Source organism: Pseudomonas onubensis, from assembly GCF_965653655.1.
Taxonomy (GTDB): Bacteria; Pseudomonadota; Gammaproteobacteria; order Pseudomonadales; family Pseudomonadaceae; genus Aquipseudomonas.
Map to the genome: position 1 here is coordinate 1 of NZ_CBFHAZ010000120.1, position 18,895 is coordinate 18,895.

The window sequence follows — 18,895 nt, forward strand, 5'->3', positions numbered from 1 at the left end:
GTGCCAGATGAAACATTCTTCACTGACAAACCGCTTTCGCGAGCAAGCCCGCTCCCACATTTTGATCTCATTGCAGCCTTAGGCTGAGATCAGACCAGGGTCTCGTCTATCACCAACACCAACTTGCCGGAAATCCGGTTGGTCGCAAGCTCGGCAAACGCTGCCTCGGCGTCCTTGATCGCAAAAGTCTTGGCCAGTTGCGGGCTCAAGCGCCCTTCAACAAACAGCGGCCACACATGCTGGCTCAAGTCGCTGAACAGGTCTGCCTTGAACTGATCGCTGCGGCTGCGCAGGGTCGAACCCAGCAGCTGGATGCGCTTGCCCAGCACCTGCGCCAGGTCCAGTTGCGCATCCCGGCCGCCCATCAAACCGATCAACACCCAGCGCCCATCCAAGGCCAGCAGCTTCAGATCCATCGCCGCATAATTGCCGCCGACCGGGTCGAGGATCACGTCGAACGGCCCGAAATCGCGCAGCCCTTCAAGGCCGTCGGTACGCACCACGCCGCCCTGGGCACCGAGTTGTTCGCAGTAAGCCAGGCGTTCTGCCGAGCCGACGCTGACCCAGCACGGGCTGCCGAACGCCTTGCACAGCTGGATCGCCGCCGAGCCCACGCCGCTGGCGCCCGCGTGCAGCAAGACCTTTTCGCCGGGCTTGAGGCCCGCCAACTGGAACAGATTCAGCCACGCCGTGCTGTACACCTCGGGCAACGCCGCCGCTTCGGTCAACGACAAACCTTCCGGCACCGGCAGCACATGACGGGCATCCACCACCACTTCTTCGGCCATGCCGCCGCCGGCCAGCAGCGCGCAAACGCGGTCGCCAACCTGCCAGGAAGAGCCCGCGCCCACCTCGCTGATCACCCCGGAACACTCCAGGCCCAGCACTTGGCTGGCGCCTGGAGGTGGCGGATAAAGCCCCGCACGTTGTAATAAATCGGCGCGATTAAGGCCCGCGGCCGCCACACGAATGCGAACTTGGCCTACATCGCAGGTAGGACTGGGTTCTTCCATCCACTCCACATGACCTTCAACGCCTTGCAATGCTTTCACAGTGCCTCCATAGTGAGTCTGGACTGAGCCCGTAGCTGTAGCGCCGGGCTTTTTGCATTATGCGACCGGATCATATGGAACCGGCTCCCTCAAAGACGGCCTAATATGCGTTATCAATTGCCCCCGCGTCGAATCAGCATGAAGCATTTGTTCCCCAGTACCGCCCTCGCTTTTTTTCATTGGTCTCGGCTTTGCGTCGATGTCGACCAATACGTTCGCAGCCAATAGCTGGGACAATCTTCAGCCTGATCGCGATGAGGTGATTGCCAGCCTTAACGTCGTCGAGTTGCTCAAGCGCCATCACTACAGCAAGCCGCCGTTGGACGACGCGCGCTCGGTGATCATCTACGACAGCTACCTCAAGCTGCTGGACCCGTCGCGCAGCTACTTCCTCGCCAGCGATATCGCTGAGTTCGACAAGTGGAAGACCCAGTTCGACGACTTCCTCAAGAGCGGCGACCTGCAGCCTGCGTTCACCATCTACAAGCGCTACCTGGATCGCGTCAAAGCGCGCCTGGACTTCGCCTTGGGTGAGCTGAACAAAGGCGTCGACAAGCTCGACTTCACCCAGAAGGAAACCCTTTTGGTGGATCGCAAGGACGCGCCTTGGCTGACCAGCACCGCCGCCCTCGACGACCTGTGGCGCAAACGCGTCAAGGACGAAGTGCTGCGTCTGAAGATCGCCGGCAAAGAGCCCAAGGCCATTCAAGAACTGTTGACCAAGCGCTACAAGAATCAGCTGGCACGTCTGGATCAGACCCGCGCCGAAGATATCTTCCAGGCCTACATCAACACCTTCGCAATGTCCTACGACCCGCACACCAATTATCTGTCGCCAGATAACGCCGAAAATTTTGATATCAACATGAGTCTGTCGCTGGAAGGCATCGGTGCCGTCCTGCAAAGCGACAATGACCAGGTCAAAATCGTGCGTCTGGTGCCGGCAGGTCCGGCCGACAAGACCAAGCAGGTTGCACCGGCCGACAAGATCATCGGCGTCGCCCAGGGTGACAAAGAAATGGTCGACGTGGTCGGCTGGCGCCTGGACGAAGTGGTCAAGCTGATCCGTGGGCCGAAAGGCAGCGTGGTGCGTCTGGAAGTGATTCCGCACACCAATGCGCCGAACGACCAGACCAGCAAGATCGTGTCCATCACCCGTGAAGCGGTGAAGCTCGAAGATCAGGCCGTGCAGAAGCAAGTCCTCAACCTCAAGCAGGATGGCAAGGACTACAAACTGGGCGTGGTGGTGATTCCTGCGTTCTACCTGGACTTCAAAGCGTTCCGCGCCGGTGACCCGGACTACAAGTCCACCACCCGTGACGTGAAGAAAATCCTGACTGAGCTGCAGAAAGAGAAAGTCGACGGCGTGGTCATCGACCTGCGCAACAACGGCGGCGGTTCCCTGCAGGAAGCCACCGAGCTGACCAGCCTGTTTATCGATAAAGGCCCGACCGTGCTGGTTCGCAACGCAGATGGCCGTGTCGACGTGCTGGAAGACGAGAACCCAGGCGCATTCTACAAAGGCCCGATGGCGTTGCTGGTCAACCGCCTCTCGGCCTCGGCTTCGGAGATTTTCGCCGGTGCCATGCAGGACTACCACCGCGCGTTGATCGTCGGCGGCCAGACCTTCGGTAAGGGCACCGTGCAGACCATTCAGCCGCTCAACCATGGCGAACTGAAGCTGACCATTGCCAAGTTCTACCGGGTTTCCGGGCAGAGCACCCAGCACCAGGGCGTATTGCCGGATGTGGATTTCCCGTCGATCATCGACACCAAGGAAATCGGCGAGAGCGCGCTGCCTGAGGCAATGCCATGGGACACCATCCGCCCTGCGATCAAGCCGGCTTCGGACCCGTTCAAGCCGTACCTGACGCAGTTGAAGGCTGACCACGAGACCCGCTCCGCCAAGGATGCCGAGTTCGTGTTTATCCGTGACAAACTGGCCTTGGCCAAGAAGCTGATGGAAGAAAAAACCGTCAGCCTCAACGAAGTCGATCGTCGTGCTCAGCACACCAGCATCGAAAATCAGCAGCTTGTGCTGGAAAACGCCCGCCGCAAGGCCAAAGGCGAAGACCCGCTCAAAGAACTGAAGAAAGAAGATGAAGATGCGCTGCCGGCCGAGCCGGAAAAAACCAAGCCGGAAGACGACGCCTACCTGTCCGAGACAGGCCGGGTGCTGCTGGACTACCTGAAAATCAGCAAACAGGTGGCCAAGCAGTAAATGATGGCGATTTAATGTGAGCGCTCCCCGGAGTGTCATCATATAGACATCATTCTGTCGTGAAATAAAGGGACCGCAGGCGTTAAGCCTGCGGTCCTTTTTTTTCGATCGAGATCGCCATGACCATGACCGAACAGCTGAATGCATTGGGCTCAATCCTGGCTCAAGGCAGTTTACACAGCCTGTTCCAACCGATCATTTGTCTGTCCGAACGACGCATCCTCGGCTACGAAGCGCTCAGCCGTGGCCCGTCCAACAGCCCCTTGCACTCCCCCGTCGCCCTGTTCAGCGTGGCCAGCCATGCCGGGCGCCTCAGCGAGCTGGAAATGGCCTGCCGCGAAAGTGCCTGCCGACGCTTCAGCGAGCAGAAGCTGCCGGGCAAGCTGTTCCTGAATATCTCCCCGGAGTCCTTGATGGAGACGGCGCATCAACCTGGCCGCACTCTGCAGTTGTTGCGTGACTTCGGCATCCCGCCAAGCCAGGTGGTGATCGAACTCACCGAGCAAACGCCCACCGACGACTTCGACCTGCTGCAAACCGCGCTGCATCATTACCGCGACATGGGGTTTGCCATCGCCCTGGATGACTTGGGCGCCGGGTATTCGAGCCTGCGCTTGTGGTCGGAGCTGCGCCCGGACTATGTGAAAATCGACCGGCACTTTATCGACGGCATCCATCAGGATGCGCTCAAGCGCGAGTTCGTCGGCTCTATCCTGCAAATCGCCAAGGCATCCCGTGCCCAGGTGATTGCCGAAGGTATCGAGCTGCCGGAGGAGTTGGCGGTGTTGACGGAAATGGGCGTTGATCTGGTCCAGGGCTACCTGCTTTGCCGGCCCCAGGAACAACCGCCCCAGGAAGCGCGCCTGATGTTGCCCAAGCAGGACCACACCAACATCACCCTCAGCGAAGAAGGCAGTGACCTCAGCGCCTTGCTCAACGAGCAACCGGCGGTGGATCAGGACACCGCCACCGCTCAGGTACTGGAATCCTTCCGTCGTCAGGCCAACCTCAACTCGTTGGCCGTACTGGATGGGCGCGGCCACCCGGTCGGCATCGTGCACCGGCATTCGTTGTCGGACGCACTGCTCAAGCCCTTCGCCACCGACCTGTTCGCGCGTAAACCCATCAGCCGCTTGATGAGCGATGACTTCCTGGCGGTGGAGTTGAGCCAATCCTTGCAGCAGGTCAGCCGCCTGCTCACCAGCCGTGCGCGGCAACGCATCGAGGAAGACTTCATCATCACCCTCAACGGTGACTACCTGGGCCTGGGCCGGGTAATTGACGTACTCAAGTTGATCACCGAGCTTAAGATTCAGCAGGCACGTTATGCCAACCCGCTGACGCTGCTGCCGGGCAACGTGCCGATTCAGCAATGCCTGACACGGTTGCTGCAGCAACAGCGCGAGTCAGTGATCTGCTACGTGGATATCGACAGCTTCAAGCCCTTCAACGATATCTACGGCTATGGACGCGGGGATGAGGTGTTGTTGTGCCTGGCGCAGTGCTTGAACGATCGGGTTGACCCCAGCCGCGATTTTGTCGGGCATATCGGCGGTGATGATTTTTTGCTGGTGCTCGGCCCGCAGGATTGGCGCAAGCGGCTCAACCAGTTACTGGATGACTTTCACACCCAATGCCGACGTTTCTACCGCGCCGAACACTTGGACGCCGGTTGCTTCGTGGCATTGAACCGTCAGGGCGTGCGCCAGGAGTTCGCCTTGTTGTCGTTGTCGATCGGCGTGGTGCATTTGTATCCACAGGCCTGTGCACAACTGGATGCCAGCCAGTTGGCGGAGCTGGCCTCGCAAGCCAAGCACCACGCCAAAGACATCGCCGGCTACAGCATCCATGTGATCGACAGCATGGACTGCCTGCCCGTTTAGGCCTCGGCGGACTCCGGGTACTCGTACTCGAACACCCGCACCACTTCCGAAGCATGCCAGGACGCAGCAGCCACACCATCGGACGGCCCGCTGAACCGCCCCAGGCGCTCCACACATTCAAAGAAACCGGTACGCGGCAAGCGGCTGGCGCCCTGGCTGATCACCAGCGAGCTGCGCAAGGGCTGCTCGGCCTTGGCGTCCAGCGCGGCCAGGTGCTCGAGGGCAGCGGCCAGGGTTTGCATGGCCGGCGTGGGAAATTGAAGGCGCTCCAGCAGCGCACGGTAGGTGAGCAAATGGCGCTGGCGGCGCGCCTGGTCCAGTTCGTTAAGTAACCCATCCCAGTGTTGACGACTGATTCGAAGACTCAAGATTCATCCCTCCAACCTGCAACGCCCAATTCCCAGGCCAGGCTGCGGCGGATGGCGGCATCCGGCTGGCGTTCACCACTTTCAATCAATCCGAGATACGAAGGGCTGATGCCCACGGTGCGGGCCAGGCTTTCAATAGCCAAGCCTTTGGCTTCACGCAGACCGCGCAGGTCGGCGAGCGGGCGCAAAGCCTGATCGGGCGCGACCTGAGCGGTAGAAGAAGGAGTGGCTGTAGGCTGTTGCTGACCGGCAGCTTTTAGTAGCGCCTGGTACTGATCCCATGGCAGCACCGCATACTCGGGTGCGCCATCGCGTGAAATTATCTGAATATCCATGACTGCCCCGTAGGATAACAACACTTACTAAGTAAGTTCTTTCCTTAGAAGTGTAATCCTAACAGCCACAAAGGTCGCAGGGGGATATAAGCGTGTTCAGTTTTTTTGCGGGTTTTCCTCGGCCAGCAGCGCAGGCGTCGCAGGCAGCCGCTCAACCACCGCGAGTTTTTCCGGGCGCTGGGCGTCGCGCCAGGCGCGAAACGCGCTCAGTTCGCCGTCCAGGGTCTTCATGACCCATGCCAGTACGGCAATGTCGTCGAGCATGCCGAACACCGGGATAAAATCCGGGATCGCGTCAATCGGGCTGAGGAAGTACATCAATCCCGCCACTACCGAGATCAGCGCCTTGGGGCTGATGGCCCGGTACTCACCGCGCCAGTAAGCCAGGCAAAGGGCCTGGAGCAATTTGAGCTCATCCTTGAGCTTACCCAGCCGGTTGCCCTGGCTTGAGCCTTTGGCGGCCACGGCAAACAGCAGGGTCGGCAAGCGCCCACGACCGAGCAGGCGTGCGGCCATGGGCAGGAAACGGGTGAAATTGAAGGGTGGTTTCATCGGTCACTCCAGTTCCAGGCGACATAAAAGGTTATCCACACAAATTGTGGATAACCTTGTGAACAGAGCCTGTTTTATCGGCTGAAAGCCGCGATTTACAAGGCTTGCAGTCAGATCGGGCGTTTTTTGCGCACATAAAAAAAACCCAAGAATTCATTGACTTGGCATTGATGTGCGGCTACCCGTGCTCGAGTCTTATATCAGACTGTTACAGGTTGGGGATGTTCGATTGGATTTGCAAAGGCGCAGATCAGCAAACGCCAGAAACAACAACGCCCCGTAAAAACGGGGCGTTGTGTGTTCAGGTGCCGATTACTTCTTGGCAGCTGGGGCCGCAGGTGCGTCAGGGGCTTCAGCCTTGGCTGGGTCCTTGATGGCCAGCAGTTCCAGGTCGAATACCAGCACGGAGTTGGCTGGAATCGCCGGGCTCGGGCTCTGTGCGCCGTAGGCCAGGTCGGACGGAATGTACAACTCGACCTTCTCGCCCACGTGCATCAGTTGCAGGCCTTCGACCCAACCCGGGATCACGCCGCTGACCGGCAGGTCAATCGGGCTGCCGCGATCTACGGAGCTGTCAAAAGTGGTGCCGTTGGTGAGCTTGCCGGTGTAGTGAACAGTCACTACGTCGGTCGGCTTGGGCTGTGCGCCGTCGGCCTTCTTCACGATCTTGTATTGCAGACCGGAAGCGGTGGTGACTACGCCGTCTTTCTTGGCGTTGTCTTCGAGGAATTTCTTGCCGGCGGTTGCCGACTCTTCGCTCATTTTGGTCATGCGTTCTTCAGCACGTTTTTGCAGTGCGGCAAACGCTTCAACCAGTTCGTCGTCCTTCAGCTTCTGTTCTTTCTTGCCGACGGCATCTTCGATGCCTTGGGCTACCGCTTTGGAGTCCAGGTCATCCATGCCTTCTTGAGCAAGGCTTTTGCCCATGTTCAGGCCGATGCCGTAGGAAGCTTTCTGCGCCGGGGTTTTCAGCTCTACGCTGGTCTGCGAATCACAACCCGCAAGTACCAGGCTAACCAGGGCCACCGCCGCCGCCAACCGATGCTGTTTCATGCTATTTCCTTGTTCGTGCGCCAAAAGGGCATTCGAGTAAAGTCGCGAGCTTATCAGGCGGCCACGACCAATGGCTACCGGCATGTGAGCAGGAAACTTCTGATAAGTTCACGTGTTTAAAAGCATTTTCATTCATTATGGAGGCCCGCGAAGGATCGCGGGACCATCCGCAACCAGGCTGCTGGCCACTTGCCGCACCTGTGACGCAATGGCATAAGAACGCTACAACTCGACAAGGCCGAGACAAGGATAGCCATCTTGCGCATTTTTTCCCGTGTATTAATGCTGATACTTCTAGCATTCGGCCTGCTGCTGGCCGTGGTGCTCTATTACACCCTCAACCCCAAGCTGCCGGATTACGTGCCCGTGGAGCAGGTGCACTATCAGGAACAATGGAGCGAAGCCGATCGCCAGACCTACTACTTCACGCCCCAGGGCACCCAGGTAAAAGGCCTGCATTACGACTGGTTCACCGCTCTGGAGCTGCCGTTCTCGGACCAGCGTTTTGCCACACCCGACTACCTCGCACGCTTCGGCTTTCTGGTCGACCCCAAGCAGGTGCCCAGCGCACAAAACCCCGGCAACCTGCCGGTGGGTTTCGCCCGGCACCAGAACGCCGGCAGCCAGGTGCAGTATCTGGATATCACCTGCGCCGCCTGCCACACCGGCGAGCTGCATTTCAAAAACCAGGCGCTGCGCATCGACGGTGGCTCGGCCCAGCATGTGCTGCCATCCAGCGTACCGACCTTGCGCGGTGGCAGTTTCGGCCAGGCGCTGGTGGCCAGCCTTGCCGCCACCTACTACTTGCCCTGGAAATTCGATCGCTTCGCCCATAACGTGCTCGGCCACGACTATGACGATCACCACAAGCAACAACTGCGTCAGGACTTCAAGCAGTCGCTGAACCAGTTCCTTAAAGTTGCCTGGAACGACACGCACCGTGGCCTCTACCCCACCGAAGAAGGCCCGGGCCGCACCGACGCATTTGGCCGCATCGCCAACGCCAGCTTTGGCGATGCCATCTCGCCGGCTAACTACCGGGTCGCCAATGCGCCGGTGGACTACCCGCACCTGTGGGACATCTGGACCTTCGACTGGGTGCAATGGAACGGCTCGGCTCAGCAGCCCATGGCGCGCAACATCGGCGAGGCCTTGGGCGTAGGCGCCACCCTGGACTTTTTCGACGCGGCCGGCCAACCCCTTCAGGGCGATGCGCGCTACCCTTCCAGCGTGCGCGTGCGCGACCTCAACCGGATCGAAGAAACCCTGCAACGCCTCAAGCCGCCGACCTGGCCGCAAGACCTGTTCGGCGCCATCGACAAGCCTCTCGCCGCGCAAGGCCGCGCGCTGTTCGCCGAGAACTGCGCCGGTTGCCATGTGCCAGCGGTCACTCAGGAAAACGGCCGCCCAGTGCAGCAACTGAAGATGCTGCCCGTGGACTACATCGGTACCGACCCAGGCACGGCCAATAACATCGCCGACCAGCGCTACGACCTCAGCGCCCTGCAGTGGGACCCGGCCGAGCTGGCCAAGCTTAATGTCGAGCTGCACCCCACGCCCACCGCGCCGCTGGACCTGCACAACCTGTCCGTGGCCCAAGGCCTGGCCTACGTCACCGCCTTTGTCGAAGAGCACGCCTACCGCGCTGCCGGTGTAACCCCGGCCGAACGCCCCGGCCTGGACGGTTTTGGCTTGCCCATCGGCGTGCGTGAATTGCGCGCCTACAAGGCCCGACCGCTGGCCGGCGTGTGGGCCACGCCGCCGTTCCTGCACAACGGCTCGGTGCCGACGATCTACCAATTGCTCTCGCCCCAGGACGAGCGCAGCACCACCTTCTACAAAGGCACGTTCAATTACGACCCACGTCACTTGGGCTTTGAAACAGGTGCGTTCAAAAACGCGTTTTTGTTCGATACCAAAATCACCGGCAACCACAACAGCGGTCACGAATTCCGTGACGGCAAACGTGGCAATGGCGTGATCGGCCGTGGCCTGCTGCCGCAGGAACGCTGGGCGCTGCTGGAATACCTCAAAGTGCTGGGCGGCCCGCTGGAGCAACCACTGCCATGATTATCCGATCTCAATACAACCAACGTTCGCTGCTCGCACGCCTCTGGCTGCGCCTGGGCGCCTTTCTCGGTAAAACCCTGCTATGGCTGGTAGGTTTGGGGCTGCTGGGCTGGCTGATCGCCACAGCCTGGTTCGCCTGGCAACACAGCGGCCCGGTGTCGCCGGATGAACAGATCCCGCCCGGCGAAACCGCCATGACCCAAGGCATCATCCAGACGGCGGTGCGTATCGTCGATCAGCATCGCGAAGGCACGCGCTACCTGCGTGACGCGCATGCCAAGGCCCACGGCTGTGTGAAGGCGGAAGTCAGCGTGCTGGCGGACCTCGACCCGGCGCTGCGCCAAGGCGTATTCGCTGAACCGGGCAAGACCTGGCAGGCGCAGATGCGCCTGTCCAACGGCAACGCCTACCCGCAGTTCGACAGCATCCGCGATGCGCGGGGCATGGCGATCAAGCTGCTGGATGTGCCGGGCAAACAGTTGATGGCCGACCAACAGGCGCGCACGGAACAGGACTTCGTGATGTTCAGTCACCCGAACTTTTTTGTCAGTGATGTGGCCGAATACGCGCAGAACATCGGCGCCCAGGCTGACGGCAAAAAGGTACTGGCGTTCTTTCCCACAGCCGACCCACGCAGCTGGCAGGTACGTCACCTGTTTATCGCCCTGGCCACCCTGGCGCCCGCACCGGCGAGCCCGACGCAGACTACGTATTTTTCAGTTTCGCCCTACAAATTTGGCGCGGCAAATGCCAAGTTTCGTGTAGCGCCTGACCCACAGAGTTGCCCTGAATATGTGCTGCCCAAGCAGAATCAGGACCTGCCGAACTTTCTGCGCAGTGCGCTGAACCAGCAGCTGTCCACCGACCGCGTGCCCGCGTGTTTTGTGTTGCAGATTCAGCGGCAGAATCCGCAGAAGTTCATGCCGATCGAAGACACCAGCATCGAATGGAAAGAGAGTGATGCGGCTTATGAGACGGTGGCCAAAGTGCGGATTGCTGCGCAGGACTTTGATACGCCCGCGTTGAATCTTGCCTGTGATAACCAGTCGTTCAACCCGTGGTTCGGGTTGGAGGCGCATCGGCCGATTGGTGGGATCAACCGGTTGCGTAAGGCGGTGTATGAAGCGGTGAGCGACTATCGGCATAGTCGCAACTTGTGAGGTCATGATCGTTCTCACGCTCTGCGTGGGAACGATCACCTTCAAGCCGGCCGTAAAGAATCCGTATAAATCCGAAGTTCCCCATAACGATTACGTCGCCTCTATTGAACAACCAAACCCCAAACTCTACCGTCACCTCCTACCTCCCAAACCCGTAGGAAGTTATCGTGGAAAGTTCAACTTTAGGCATGCTCGTCCTGTCAATGATTGCGCTCTTCGGCACCGCCGCGTTTTGTTTCGAACACCTCGCTACCCGCAGCGAGAAGAAAAAGAAAGCCAAATAAGCTGATCGTCGAAATCAGCCGAACCCCAGACTTTCAAGGTTGATCCCGTCGGCGCTGACCTACGCCTTTGGAAGCATGCTGTTGCAACGCCGCCAGGGCTGGGTGCTGACACATCGGCAATTGCTGCTCGACGTGCGGAGCCTCGATTACGGCGACCGCCCGCACTATTTGCGTGCGCACAGGGTGCACTTGCGGCAGATACCGGAGACCGACCCGGCGCAGCCACAGCGTTTTATTACCGAGTTGCAGGTGGGTTATCGGTTAATGGGCATGAACTGATGTGCGCCGCCGCCCTGTTCCAAAGCGCTAATAAAAATCACCGAAAAAAGCACGCGCCAGGTTTGACTCACGTACCTGAATTCACTCGCACTAGATGTAGGAGCTCTCCCAAACCAGCACTTCATGTTATGCATTATATTGTTGGAACTGTGCGCCCCCATAAAGAAACATTCCCTAATGACTCAGATCTTTCATAAAGCTCAATGCCCCTCGTAGACTGGATACGTTCAACCGAACCATTCCATATCACGAGTTGCCAGGTGATCGCTATGAACGTTAATCCCTCAGTCCCAATGTCGCCGCCGATTGTTACACAAGTGGATAATCTACCCAGTCCAAACACTGATCCCGACACGCGCCCTGCCGCCGACTCATACTGGAACGGCGTAGATAATTTGGCCACACGGTCTTCGCGCTGGATAGACAAAGATGGAAATGGAAAAATAGATATCGAAGTGGACTTTTCCGCAGGCCCTGGCAGCTACTTCAAAAAACTGGGACTTACCGGCCACTCAGAACTGAGCGCCGAGCAGAAACAGGAACTTATTGATCAAATGATCGATATCAGCTTCGAAACAAACTTGGTATTCCATGACAAAGGCACACTGGAAAAACCTGACGGCACTATAAATTTTGGTAACTTCGCGCCGGTCCCATCGAACGGCAAAAACCTGGTTCAGGTCAACTTTCCGGAAAATGCTTCCGCTCCACATAACCCAGATAAGCCGGAGGAACCTGCTGAGGCCTATGTCAGGGGCGATGCGCGCAATTTAAAGGCCAACGGCCGTAATCGCGGCGGCCACGCGCTTGCTCACGCTCTGCTGCATGCACTGGGCCTGCCTCATCCAAATCCTGACGACAAGAGCAATAAACCTGCAAACCCTACAGACTCTCAAGGTTACAGCCTTCTCAGCAGTGTCCCGGAAACGGCAACAGGTCACGACTATCACGGCAATTACGTAACGCGCGCCCAAATGCATGATATGAGTGCACTCACGTTAAGGTATGGCTCTAACACTGAGAACAGGCGTAAATTTCAGGAAGTATTCTACGATGCAAATTCCATTACTCAAAGTGATAGCCCCGTCACGATGACGATAGCCAGCGGGGACGGTGACGAAACCCTCTTGGCGGACAAAGATACACATGATCAATATATCAATTTGAATCATGGCACGTTCTCCAGCATTGGTGGGTTCACGAATAACGTCGCCATTACGCGAGGTACGCACATTGAAGATGTTGCAGCGGGTTCGGGCACTAACAAGATCGTTGCAAGTACTGTCAAAAACTTAATCGTTGTGGGCAGTGGCCAAAATACGGTTATCTTCAATAATCCCTGGGATTCTACGCCTCGAGACACCGATATAATTCATGGCTTTAAAAGTGGCACCGACAAAGTGGACATCAGTGGTTTTTCCCAGAAGTTGTATAATGGAACATTTACGGTCGGAACTCCCCACTTGGATATTCAAAGGACACCGGATGGACAATCCTTTGTAAGGTACTGGAGCGTCTACAACCCGGCGCAGCCCTCAGCACCTGATTTCAAAGTGCGTGCGGATGGTATCCAAATGAGCGATATCATCACTAAGTAGTAGAATGGGCAGAAAAACTGCAGATGACTTCACCTCACCGACTTAGCATTAATCGGCAATCAGGAAGGCTGGAGAATCGACTTAAATTTTTTGCAAAAAAAGCCCGCTCAATGAGCGGGCTTCTTGCGGTGACCTGGCGTTCAGTGTTCCAGGTTACCAAATATGGCGCAGCGGACGGGACTCGAACCCGCGACCCCCGGCGTGACAGGCCGGTATTCTAACCGACTGAACTACCGCTGCGCGTAACACTTGAAACGAATGGTGGGTGATGACGGGATCGAACCGCCGACATTCTGCTTGTAAGGCAGACGCTCTCCCAGCTGAGCTAATCACCCTTCGCTTCGGTGTGGGCGGCATAATACACCAAAAATCTGCAATGTCTTGATTTAAATGCAATTTATTTAAAATAATTTCTCCAACGCCCTCCGCGCCCCGAAAAACGGGGCTTCAAGCCGCCAAATGCGAGTCTATTGCGTTTATACGCTGCTTGGCGGCACAATTAAAAACCATTCTCAATAACACCTGAGCCGCGCCTATGTCTGTGGGTGAACCGCCATTCCAACGGGAAATAACCCTGCTCTACAGTGAGCATCACGGCTGGCTGCTCGGTTGGTTGCGGCGCAAACTCGGTTGCCGCCAGAACGCAGCGGACCTGGCGCAGGACACTTTTGCGCGAATTCTCAATACCCGAGAATCCGTGGCAAGCATTCGTGAACCGCGTGCTTATTTAAGTACCACGGCGCGACGCCTGCTGATCGATCAGGCGCGGCGTAAACAGATTGAGCAGGCTTACCTGCAAGAGTTGGCGCTCACGGTGGACGCGCTGGAGGGTTTCCAGTCGCCGGAGCAAATCCACACCACCCTCGAAGCGCTCGAGCACATCGCGTTTATTCTGGAAGGCATGCACGCATACTCGCGACAGGCGTTTGTGCTGTATTACCTGGAAGAAATGACCCAGCAACAAATCGCCCGCCAGCTCAAACTGTCGGAACGCACCGTGCGCAAGTACCTGATCCAGGCACTGGTGCATTGCGGCCACAGCATGGACACCTGAACTGCCCATGCCAGACACCCATCAGCAAATCGAAGAACAGGCGGCCGAATGGCTGCTGCGCCTGCACGAAGGTGATTTGAGCGAAGCCCAGCGCATGGCGTTCGAACGCTGGAAGCAACAAGGCCCGCAATACGCTGCAGCCGCTGCGCGCATGGAAGCCGTGATTGCGCGGATGCAGGCGTTGCGCGCAAAAAAATCACCCGCGCGGGCGGCACTCAACGCAGCATTTGCTCAGCACAAATCGGGCCGCGGAAAAAACGCGGTACGCGCCCTGCTACTGGCATGCAGCCTCGCAATTCCTGCGGCGGCGTTGCTTGTCAGCCCTTATCCGCAACAGTGGATGGCCGATGTGCGTAACGGCCCCGGTCAGTGGCAAACCCTGCAACTGGCGGACGGCTCGACGCTCACCCTCAACGGCATCAGCGCGGCGAACCTGCATTTCGATCAGCAGCAGCGCCGGATTGAATTGCTGCAAGGTGAGATCCTGGTGGAAGTCGCCCATGACAGCGCACGGCCCTTTATCGTGCAAACGCCGCAAGGCACGCTGCGTGCGCTGGGCACGCGGTTTGTGGTCAAGCGTGAGGGTGATGTCACCGTACTGAGCATGTTGCAGTCGCGCGTGGCGGCGCACAGCACGAATGCCCAGGAGACAGTGGAAGTGGACGCCGGCGCGCAGGCACTGATGAGTTCGAACGAAGTGCGCCTGAGCGGCCGTATCGACCCGGCCAGCGTCGACGAAGCCTGGCGCCGCCATCAGTTAGTGGTGGAAAACCGACCGTTGTCCGACGTGCTGGATGAAATCGCCCGCCATAGGGTCGGCTATCTGCAATTTGATCGCGCCAGCCTGCAAAACCTGCGGGTGTCGGCGGTGATTCCGCTGGATGACAGCGATCAAGCCCTGCAATTGCTGGCGCAAACCTTGCCGATCAAGGTCCGCCACTTCACACCCTGGCTGATGGTCGTAAGCCCTGAAACAGCGCCCAATAAATAATTATTCGCATTTGCTTCCGGTTTTTTCGAGGTTGCCCGTCAAGCAAGGTAATTCGACACGTAAAGGATTGCCCTGACCATGCACACCCCTTCTGACCCACGCGGGCGCTTTGGCCTGCTCAAAAGTGCGCCGCTTTCCCTGGCCATATTGGCCGCGACCACCCTGAGCACTCACCTGGCACAGGCGGACACGGTCAACGTCGCCGCCCAAGCCTACGACATTCCCGCCGGGCCGCTGGGCACTTCGCTCAACCGCTTTGCCCAGCAGGCTGGCGTGGCGATTGTGTTCCAGCCCCAGGCACTTGAAGGCCTGCAAAGCCCAGGCTTGAAGGGCAACTTTGCCACACAGGACGGCTTTGATCGGTTGCTGCAAGGCAGTGGCTATCGCGCCGTTAAAGGTGCGCAGGGGTACGCGCTGCAGGCCATTGCGACGGCCAGCAGCGGCAGCATGGAACTAGGCCCCACCGAGGTGACTGCCACCCAATTGGGTAACGTCACCGAAGGCACCGGCTCCTACACGCCCGGCACTATCGCCACCTCGACGCGCTTGATTCTGACACCCAAACAAACCCCGCAATCGGTGAGCGTGGTCACCCGCCAACACATGGATGACTTTGGCCTGAACAACGTCGACGACGTGATGCGCCATACCCCGGGCATCACCGTGTCGGCCTTCGACACCGAGCGCAGCAACTATTACGCGCGCGGGTTTTCGATCAATAACTTCCAGTACGACGGCATTCCTTCGACCGCGCGCAACATCGCCTACTCGGCGGGCAACACCCTCAGCGACATGGCGATCTACGACCGCGTGGAAGTGCTCAAAGGCGCCACCGGCCTGCTCACCGGCGCCGGCTCACTGGGAGCGACGATCAACCTGGTGCGCAAAAAACCCACCGCCGATTTCCAGGGCCACGCCACCCTCGGTGCCGGCTCATGGGACAACTACCGCAGCGAACTGGACGTAAGCGGCCCGATGACCGACAGCGGCAATGTGCGCGGCCGAGCCGTCGCAGCCTATCAAGACAAGCGCTCGTTCATGGACCGCTACTCGCGCAAGAGCCCGACGTACTACGGCATCATGGAGTTCGACCTGTCACCCGACACCCTGCTGACCGTGGGCGGCGACTATCAGGACACGTTGCCGACCGCATCGTCGTGGTCCGGCAGCTTCCCGCTGATCAACTCCCAGGGCGAGCGCAACAGCGTCAAGCGCTCGTTCAACAATGCTGCCAACTGGAGCAGTTGGGAGCAATACACCCGCACCGTGTTCGCCATGCTGGAACATGACCTGGGTAATGGCTGGGTCGGCAAGCTGCAACTCGATCACAAGATCAATGGCTACCACGCGCTGATGGGCTCGATCCAGGGCGACCAGCCACAGCCCGACGGCACGGCCAACCTCACTTCCGGCAAATACACCGGTGACACCGTCAGCGACTCGGCCGACCTGTATGTAAGCGGCCCGTTCAGCCTCGGCGGTCGCGAGCATGAATTGGTACTGGGCGGCTCCATCAGCGCATCGGAGTGGAAAGGCAAGGGTTACTGGAACCTGGCCCCCAATACCGTCGACTTCAACCACTGGCGCGGCCACGCCACGCTGCCGGATTGGGGCAGTGCGCAATCACTGATCGACGACACCGTGCGCCAGACCGGCGCCTACGTCACCACGCGCTTGAACCTCGCCGACGACCTCAAGCTGCTGCTGGGCGGGCGCGTGGTCAACTACCAGGTCACCGGCAACAACCCGAGCTACCGCGAGTCCGGGCGATTCGTGCCGTATGTGGGTGCCGTTTACGACCTGAACGACACTTATTCGGTGTACGCCAGCTACACCGATATCTTCATGCCTCAGGAAAACTACAACCGCGACCGCGAGAACAAACTGCTTGAACCGGACGAGGGCCAGAACTGGGAGTTTGGCCTCAAAGCCGACTTCCTCGACGGCCGCCTCAACGCCAGCGCCGCCTACTTTGAAATCCACGAATCCAACCGTGCGCTCTCCGACGACGAGTACAACAACCAGACACCGATACCGTCCAACTACGCTTATAAAAGCAGCAAGGCGGTAACCAAAGGCTACGAAGTGGAAGTGTCCGGCGAGATTGCGCCGGGCTGGCAGTTGCAGGCCGGGTACACCCACAAGGTCGTGCGCGATGACAAGGACGTGAAGATTTCTACCTTTGAGCCCGAAGACCAGGTCAAGCTGTACACCACCTATAAACTCAAGGGCAACCTGGACAAGCTCACCGTCGGCGGCGGTGTGCGCTGGCAGAGCGTGGGCTGGCAGGATATCTACAACAACCCGCACAAGGGTTATGAAGAGTTCTCCCAGGACGCTTATTGGCTGGTTGACCTGATGACCCGCTACCAGGTGACCAAGAACGTGTCGGCGACGCTGAACCTCAACAATATCTTCGACAAGTCCTACTACACCAATATCGGCTTCTATAACTCCGCCGCGTATGGCGAGCCGCGCAACGTGATGGTGACAACACGTTGGGATTTCTGACCCGCCCATAAAAAAAACGCCGCCGATCATCGGAAATGATCGGCGGCGTTTTTGGGTTTTTACAAGACCCGGACAGCAAAAAGCCCGCTCAATGAGCGGGCTTTCTGTGGTGACCTGGCGTTCAGTGTTCCAGGTTGCCGAATATGGCGCAGCGGACGGGACTCGAACCCGCGACCCCCGGCGTGACAGGCCGGTATTCTAACCGACTGAACTACCGCTGCGCGAAACACTTGAAACGAATGGTGGGTGATGACGGGATCGAACCGCCGACATTCTGCTTGTAAGGCAGACGCTCTCCCAGCTGAGCTAATCACCCTTCGCTTCGGTGTGGCGCGCATTCTACGGAGCGACCTTAAGTCTGGCAAGCACTTTCTTAAATCTTTTTTTTCAGCCCTTCCAATGGCTTAGGCAGGGTTGGCCTCAGCCCGGATCAAGAGAATAATGCCCCCCTTTGTATAAAGGAGAGACTCACCCCATGTGGTTCAAGAACCTGCTTATCTATCGCCTGACCCAAGATCTGCCTGTTGATGCCGAGGCGTTGGAAGCGGCCATGGCCACCAAACTGGCGCGCCCATGTGCAAGCCAGGAGTTGACCACTTACGGTTTCGTCGCGCCTTTTGGTAAAGGTGAAGACGCTCCCCTGGTGCATGTCAGCGGTGACTTCCTGCTGATCGCTGCACGCAAGGAAGAACGCATCCTGCCGGGTAGCGTAGTGCGTGACGCGCTTAAAGAGAAAGTCGAAGAGATCGAGGCCGAGCAAATGCGCAAGGTCTATAAGAAGGAACGCGACCAGATCAAGGATGAAATCATCCAGGCCTTCCTGCCGCGCGCCTTTATCCGTCGCTCGTCGACCTTCGCCGCCATTGCGCCGAAGCAAGGCCTGATCCTGGTCAACTCGGCCAGCCCGAAACGCGCTGAAGACTTGCTGTCGACCCTGCGCGAAGTGATCGGCACCCTGCCGGTACGCCCGCTGACGGTTAAAACCGCACCAACGGCGATCATGACCGACTGGGTCACCACGCAGAAGCCGGCCGATGACTTCTTCGTCCTCGACGAATGCGAACTGCGCGACACCCACGAAGACGGCGGCATCGTGCGTTGCAAGCGCCAGGACCTGACCGGCGAAGAGATCCAACTGCACCTGACCACCGGCAAAGTCGTGACGCAATTGTCCCTGGCCTGGCAGGACAAGTTGTCGTTCATGCTCGACGACAAAATGACCGTCAAGCGCCTGAAGTTCGAAGACCTGCTGCAAGACCAGGCGGAACAGGACGGCGGCGACGAGGCATTGGGCCAACTGGATGCCAGCTTTACCCTGATGATGCTGACGTTTGGTGAGTTCCTGCCGGCGCTGGTTGAGGCATTGGGCGGCGAAGAAACCCCACAAGGCATCTAAGCCATGTAAAGATCAAAATGTGGGAGCGGGCTTGCTCGCGAATGCGGTGGATCAGTCACCCGATGCATTGACTGACACACCGCATTCG

The 18,895-nt window shown here is 58.5% G+C and carries 14 protein-coding genes, 4 tRNA genes and 1 pseudogene; 10 read left to right on the forward strand and 9 right to left on the reverse strand.

Going from position 1 to position 18,895, the window contains the following annotated elements:
• Positions 1-89: 89 nt before the first annotated feature.
• A complete protein-coding gene (locus ACTD9P_RS26065) occupies positions 90-1,052 on the reverse strand; it encodes a zinc-binding dehydrogenase (RefSeq protein ID WP_438869937.1) in 963 nt (320 codons plus the stop codon).
• Positions 1,053-1,190: 138 nt separating this feature from the next.
• On the opposite strand from ACTD9P_RS26065, the pseudogene ACTD9P_RS26070 reads away from it, so the two are divergent.
• A pseudogene (locus ACTD9P_RS26070) lies at positions 1,191-3,273 on the forward strand (carboxy terminal-processing peptidase).
• Between the two features lie 119 nt (positions 3,274-3,392).
• Entirely contained in the window at positions 3,393-5,156 is a 1,764-nt protein-coding gene (locus ACTD9P_RS26075) for a bifunctional diguanylate cyclase/phosphodiesterase (protein WP_438869938.1), read from the forward strand.
• Here the strand turns inward: ACTD9P_RS26075 and ACTD9P_RS26080 are convergent.
• From ACTD9P_RS26080 to bamJ, 4 genes are all read right to left on the reverse strand, one after another.
• Positions 5,153-5,524, reverse strand: coding sequence for a hypothetical protein (locus ACTD9P_RS26080; protein ID WP_005786715.1), 372 nt, complete (start codon positions 5,522-5,524; stop codon positions 5,153-5,155). The genes ACTD9P_RS26075 and ACTD9P_RS26080 overlap by 4 nt on opposite strands.
• Positions 5,521-5,859: a helix-turn-helix domain-containing protein gene (locus ACTD9P_RS26085; protein WP_138815971.1), complete on the reverse strand. Its 339-nt coding sequence runs from the start codon at positions 5,857-5,859 to the stop codon at positions 5,521-5,523. Before ACTD9P_RS26085 ends, ACTD9P_RS26080 begins: the two co-directional genes overlap by 4 nt.
• 96 nt (positions 5,860-5,955) lie before the next feature.
• Entirely contained in the window at positions 5,956-6,411 is a 456-nt protein-coding gene (locus tag ACTD9P_RS26090) for a YkvA family protein (RefSeq protein WP_438869939.1), read from the reverse strand.
• A gap of 312 nt (positions 6,412-6,723) precedes the next feature.
• A complete protein-coding gene (bamJ, locus tag ACTD9P_RS26095) occupies positions 6,724-7,464 on the reverse strand; it encodes a BamJ family beta-barrel-assembly machinery protein (RefSeq protein ID WP_078741668.1) in 741 nt (246 codons plus the stop codon).
• A 258-nt stretch (positions 7,465-7,722) separates the two neighbouring features.
• Here bamJ and ACTD9P_RS26100 point away from each other — a divergent pair, with 258 nt between their 5' ends.
• The 4 genes from ACTD9P_RS26100 (at position 7,723) to ACTD9P_RS26115 (ending at position 12,855) form a co-directional block, all read left to right on the forward strand.
• Positions 7,723-9,534 carry a di-heme-cytochrome C peroxidase gene (locus ACTD9P_RS26100; RefSeq protein ID WP_438869940.1) on the forward strand — a complete coding sequence of 604 codons (1,812 nt, stop codon included), beginning with the start codon at positions 7,723-7,725 and terminating at the stop codon, positions 9,532-9,534.
• Complete coding sequence (locus tag ACTD9P_RS26105) at positions 9,531-10,694, forward strand: catalase family protein (protein ID WP_438869941.1); 1,164 nt, start codon at positions 9,531-9,533, stop codon at positions 10,692-10,694. The genes ACTD9P_RS26100 and ACTD9P_RS26105 overlap by 4 nt, the downstream gene beginning before the upstream one ends.
• Before the next feature lie 359 nt (positions 10,695-11,053).
• Positions 11,054-11,257 carry a winged helix-turn-helix domain-containing protein gene (locus ACTD9P_RS26110; RefSeq protein ID WP_438869942.1) on the forward strand — a complete coding sequence of 68 codons (204 nt, stop codon included), beginning with the start codon at positions 11,054-11,056 and terminating at the stop codon, positions 11,255-11,257.
• Positions 11,258-11,526: 269 nt separating this feature from the next.
• Positions 11,527-12,855, forward strand: a complete 1,329-nt coding sequence (locus ACTD9P_RS26115; protein WP_438869943.1) for a M10 family metallopeptidase C-terminal domain-containing protein — start codon at positions 11,527-11,529, stop codon at positions 12,853-12,855.
• Positions 12,856-13,018: 163 nt separating this feature from the next.
• On the opposite strand, the gene ACTD9P_RS26120 is transcribed toward ACTD9P_RS26115, so the two are convergent.
• Together ACTD9P_RS26120 and ACTD9P_RS26125 are read right to left on the reverse strand one after the other, a co-directional pair.
• Positions 13,019-13,095: transfer RNA gene (locus ACTD9P_RS26120), tRNA-Asp, on the reverse strand.
• A gap of 19 nt (positions 13,096-13,114) precedes the next feature.
• A tRNA-Val gene (locus ACTD9P_RS26125) sits at positions 13,115-13,190 on the reverse strand.
• Positions 13,191-13,390: 200 nt separating this feature from the next.
• Here ACTD9P_RS26125 and ACTD9P_RS26130 point away from each other — a divergent pair.
• From ACTD9P_RS26130 to ACTD9P_RS26140, 3 genes are all read left to right on the forward strand, one after another.
• Positions 13,391-13,909, forward strand: a complete 519-nt coding sequence (locus ACTD9P_RS26130; RefSeq protein WP_438869944.1) for a sigma-70 family RNA polymerase sigma factor — start codon at positions 13,391-13,393, stop codon at positions 13,907-13,909.
• 7 nt (positions 13,910-13,916) lie between these two features.
• Entirely contained in the window at positions 13,917-14,900 is a 984-nt protein-coding gene (locus ACTD9P_RS26135; protein ID WP_438869945.1) for a FecR family protein, read from the forward strand.
• A 78-nt stretch (positions 14,901-14,978) separates the two neighbouring features.
• Positions 14,979-17,411, forward strand: coding sequence for a TonB-dependent siderophore receptor (locus tag ACTD9P_RS26140; RefSeq protein ID WP_438869946.1), 2,433 nt, complete (start codon positions 14,979-14,981; stop codon positions 17,409-17,411).
• 144 nt (positions 17,412-17,555) lie between these two features.
• Here ACTD9P_RS26140 and ACTD9P_RS26145 read toward each other — a convergent pair.
• Both ACTD9P_RS26145 and ACTD9P_RS26150 read right to left on the reverse strand, forming a co-directional pair.
• A tRNA-Asp gene (locus tag ACTD9P_RS26145) sits at positions 17,556-17,632 on the reverse strand.
• 19 nt (positions 17,633-17,651) lie between these two features.
• Positions 17,652-17,727 (reverse strand) — tRNA-Val (locus ACTD9P_RS26150).
• 159 nt (positions 17,728-17,886) lie between these two features.
• Here ACTD9P_RS26150 and rdgC point away from each other — a divergent pair.
• Positions 17,887-18,807 (forward strand): recombination-associated protein RdgC, encoded by a 921-nt coding sequence (rdgC, locus tag ACTD9P_RS26155; protein WP_003172886.1) that lies wholly within the window; start codon positions 17,887-17,889, stop codon positions 18,805-18,807.
• Positions 18,808-18,895: the final 88 nt, after the last annotated feature.

Excerpts from the sequence above, each read along its gene's own strand:
- ACTD9P_RS26085 (WP_138815971.1), bottom strand. The coding sequence starts at position 5,859 with ATGGATATTCAGATAATTTCACGCGATGGCGCACCCGAGTATGCGGTG.
- ACTD9P_RS26135 (WP_438869945.1), top strand. The coding sequence starts at position 13,917 with ATGCCAGACACCCATCAGCAAATCGAAGAACAGGCGGCCGAATGGCTG.
- ACTD9P_RS26075 (WP_438869938.1), top strand. The coding sequence starts at position 3,393 with ATGACCATGACCGAACAGCTGAATGCATTGGGCTCAATCCTGGCTCAA.
- ACTD9P_RS26140 (WP_438869946.1), top strand. The coding sequence starts at position 14,979 with ATGCACACCCCTTCTGACCCACGCGGGCGCTTTGGCCTGCTCAAAAGT.
- rdgC (WP_003172886.1), top strand. The coding sequence starts at position 17,887 with ATGTGGTTCAAGAACCTGCTTATCTATCGCCTGACCCAAGATCTGCCT.
- ACTD9P_RS26105 (WP_438869941.1), top strand. The coding sequence starts at position 9,531 with ATGATTATCCGATCTCAATACAACCAACGTTCGCTGCTCGCACGCCTC.
- ACTD9P_RS26130 (WP_438869944.1), top strand. The coding sequence starts at position 13,391 with ATGTCTGTGGGTGAACCGCCATTCCAACGGGAAATAACCCTGCTCTAC.
- ACTD9P_RS26090 (WP_438869939.1), bottom strand. The coding sequence starts at position 6,411 with ATGAAACCACCCTTCAATTTCACCCGTTTCCTGCCCATGGCCGCACGC.
- bamJ (WP_078741668.1), bottom strand. The coding sequence starts at position 7,464 with ATGAAACAGCATCGGTTGGCGGCGGCGGTGGCCCTGGTTAGCCTGGTA.
- ACTD9P_RS26110 (WP_438869942.1), top strand. The coding sequence starts at position 11,054 with ATGCTGTTGCAACGCCGCCAGGGCTGGGTGCTGACACATCGGCAATTG.
- ACTD9P_RS26115 (WP_438869943.1), top strand. The coding sequence starts at position 11,527 with ATGAACGTTAATCCCTCAGTCCCAATGTCGCCGCCGATTGTTACACAA.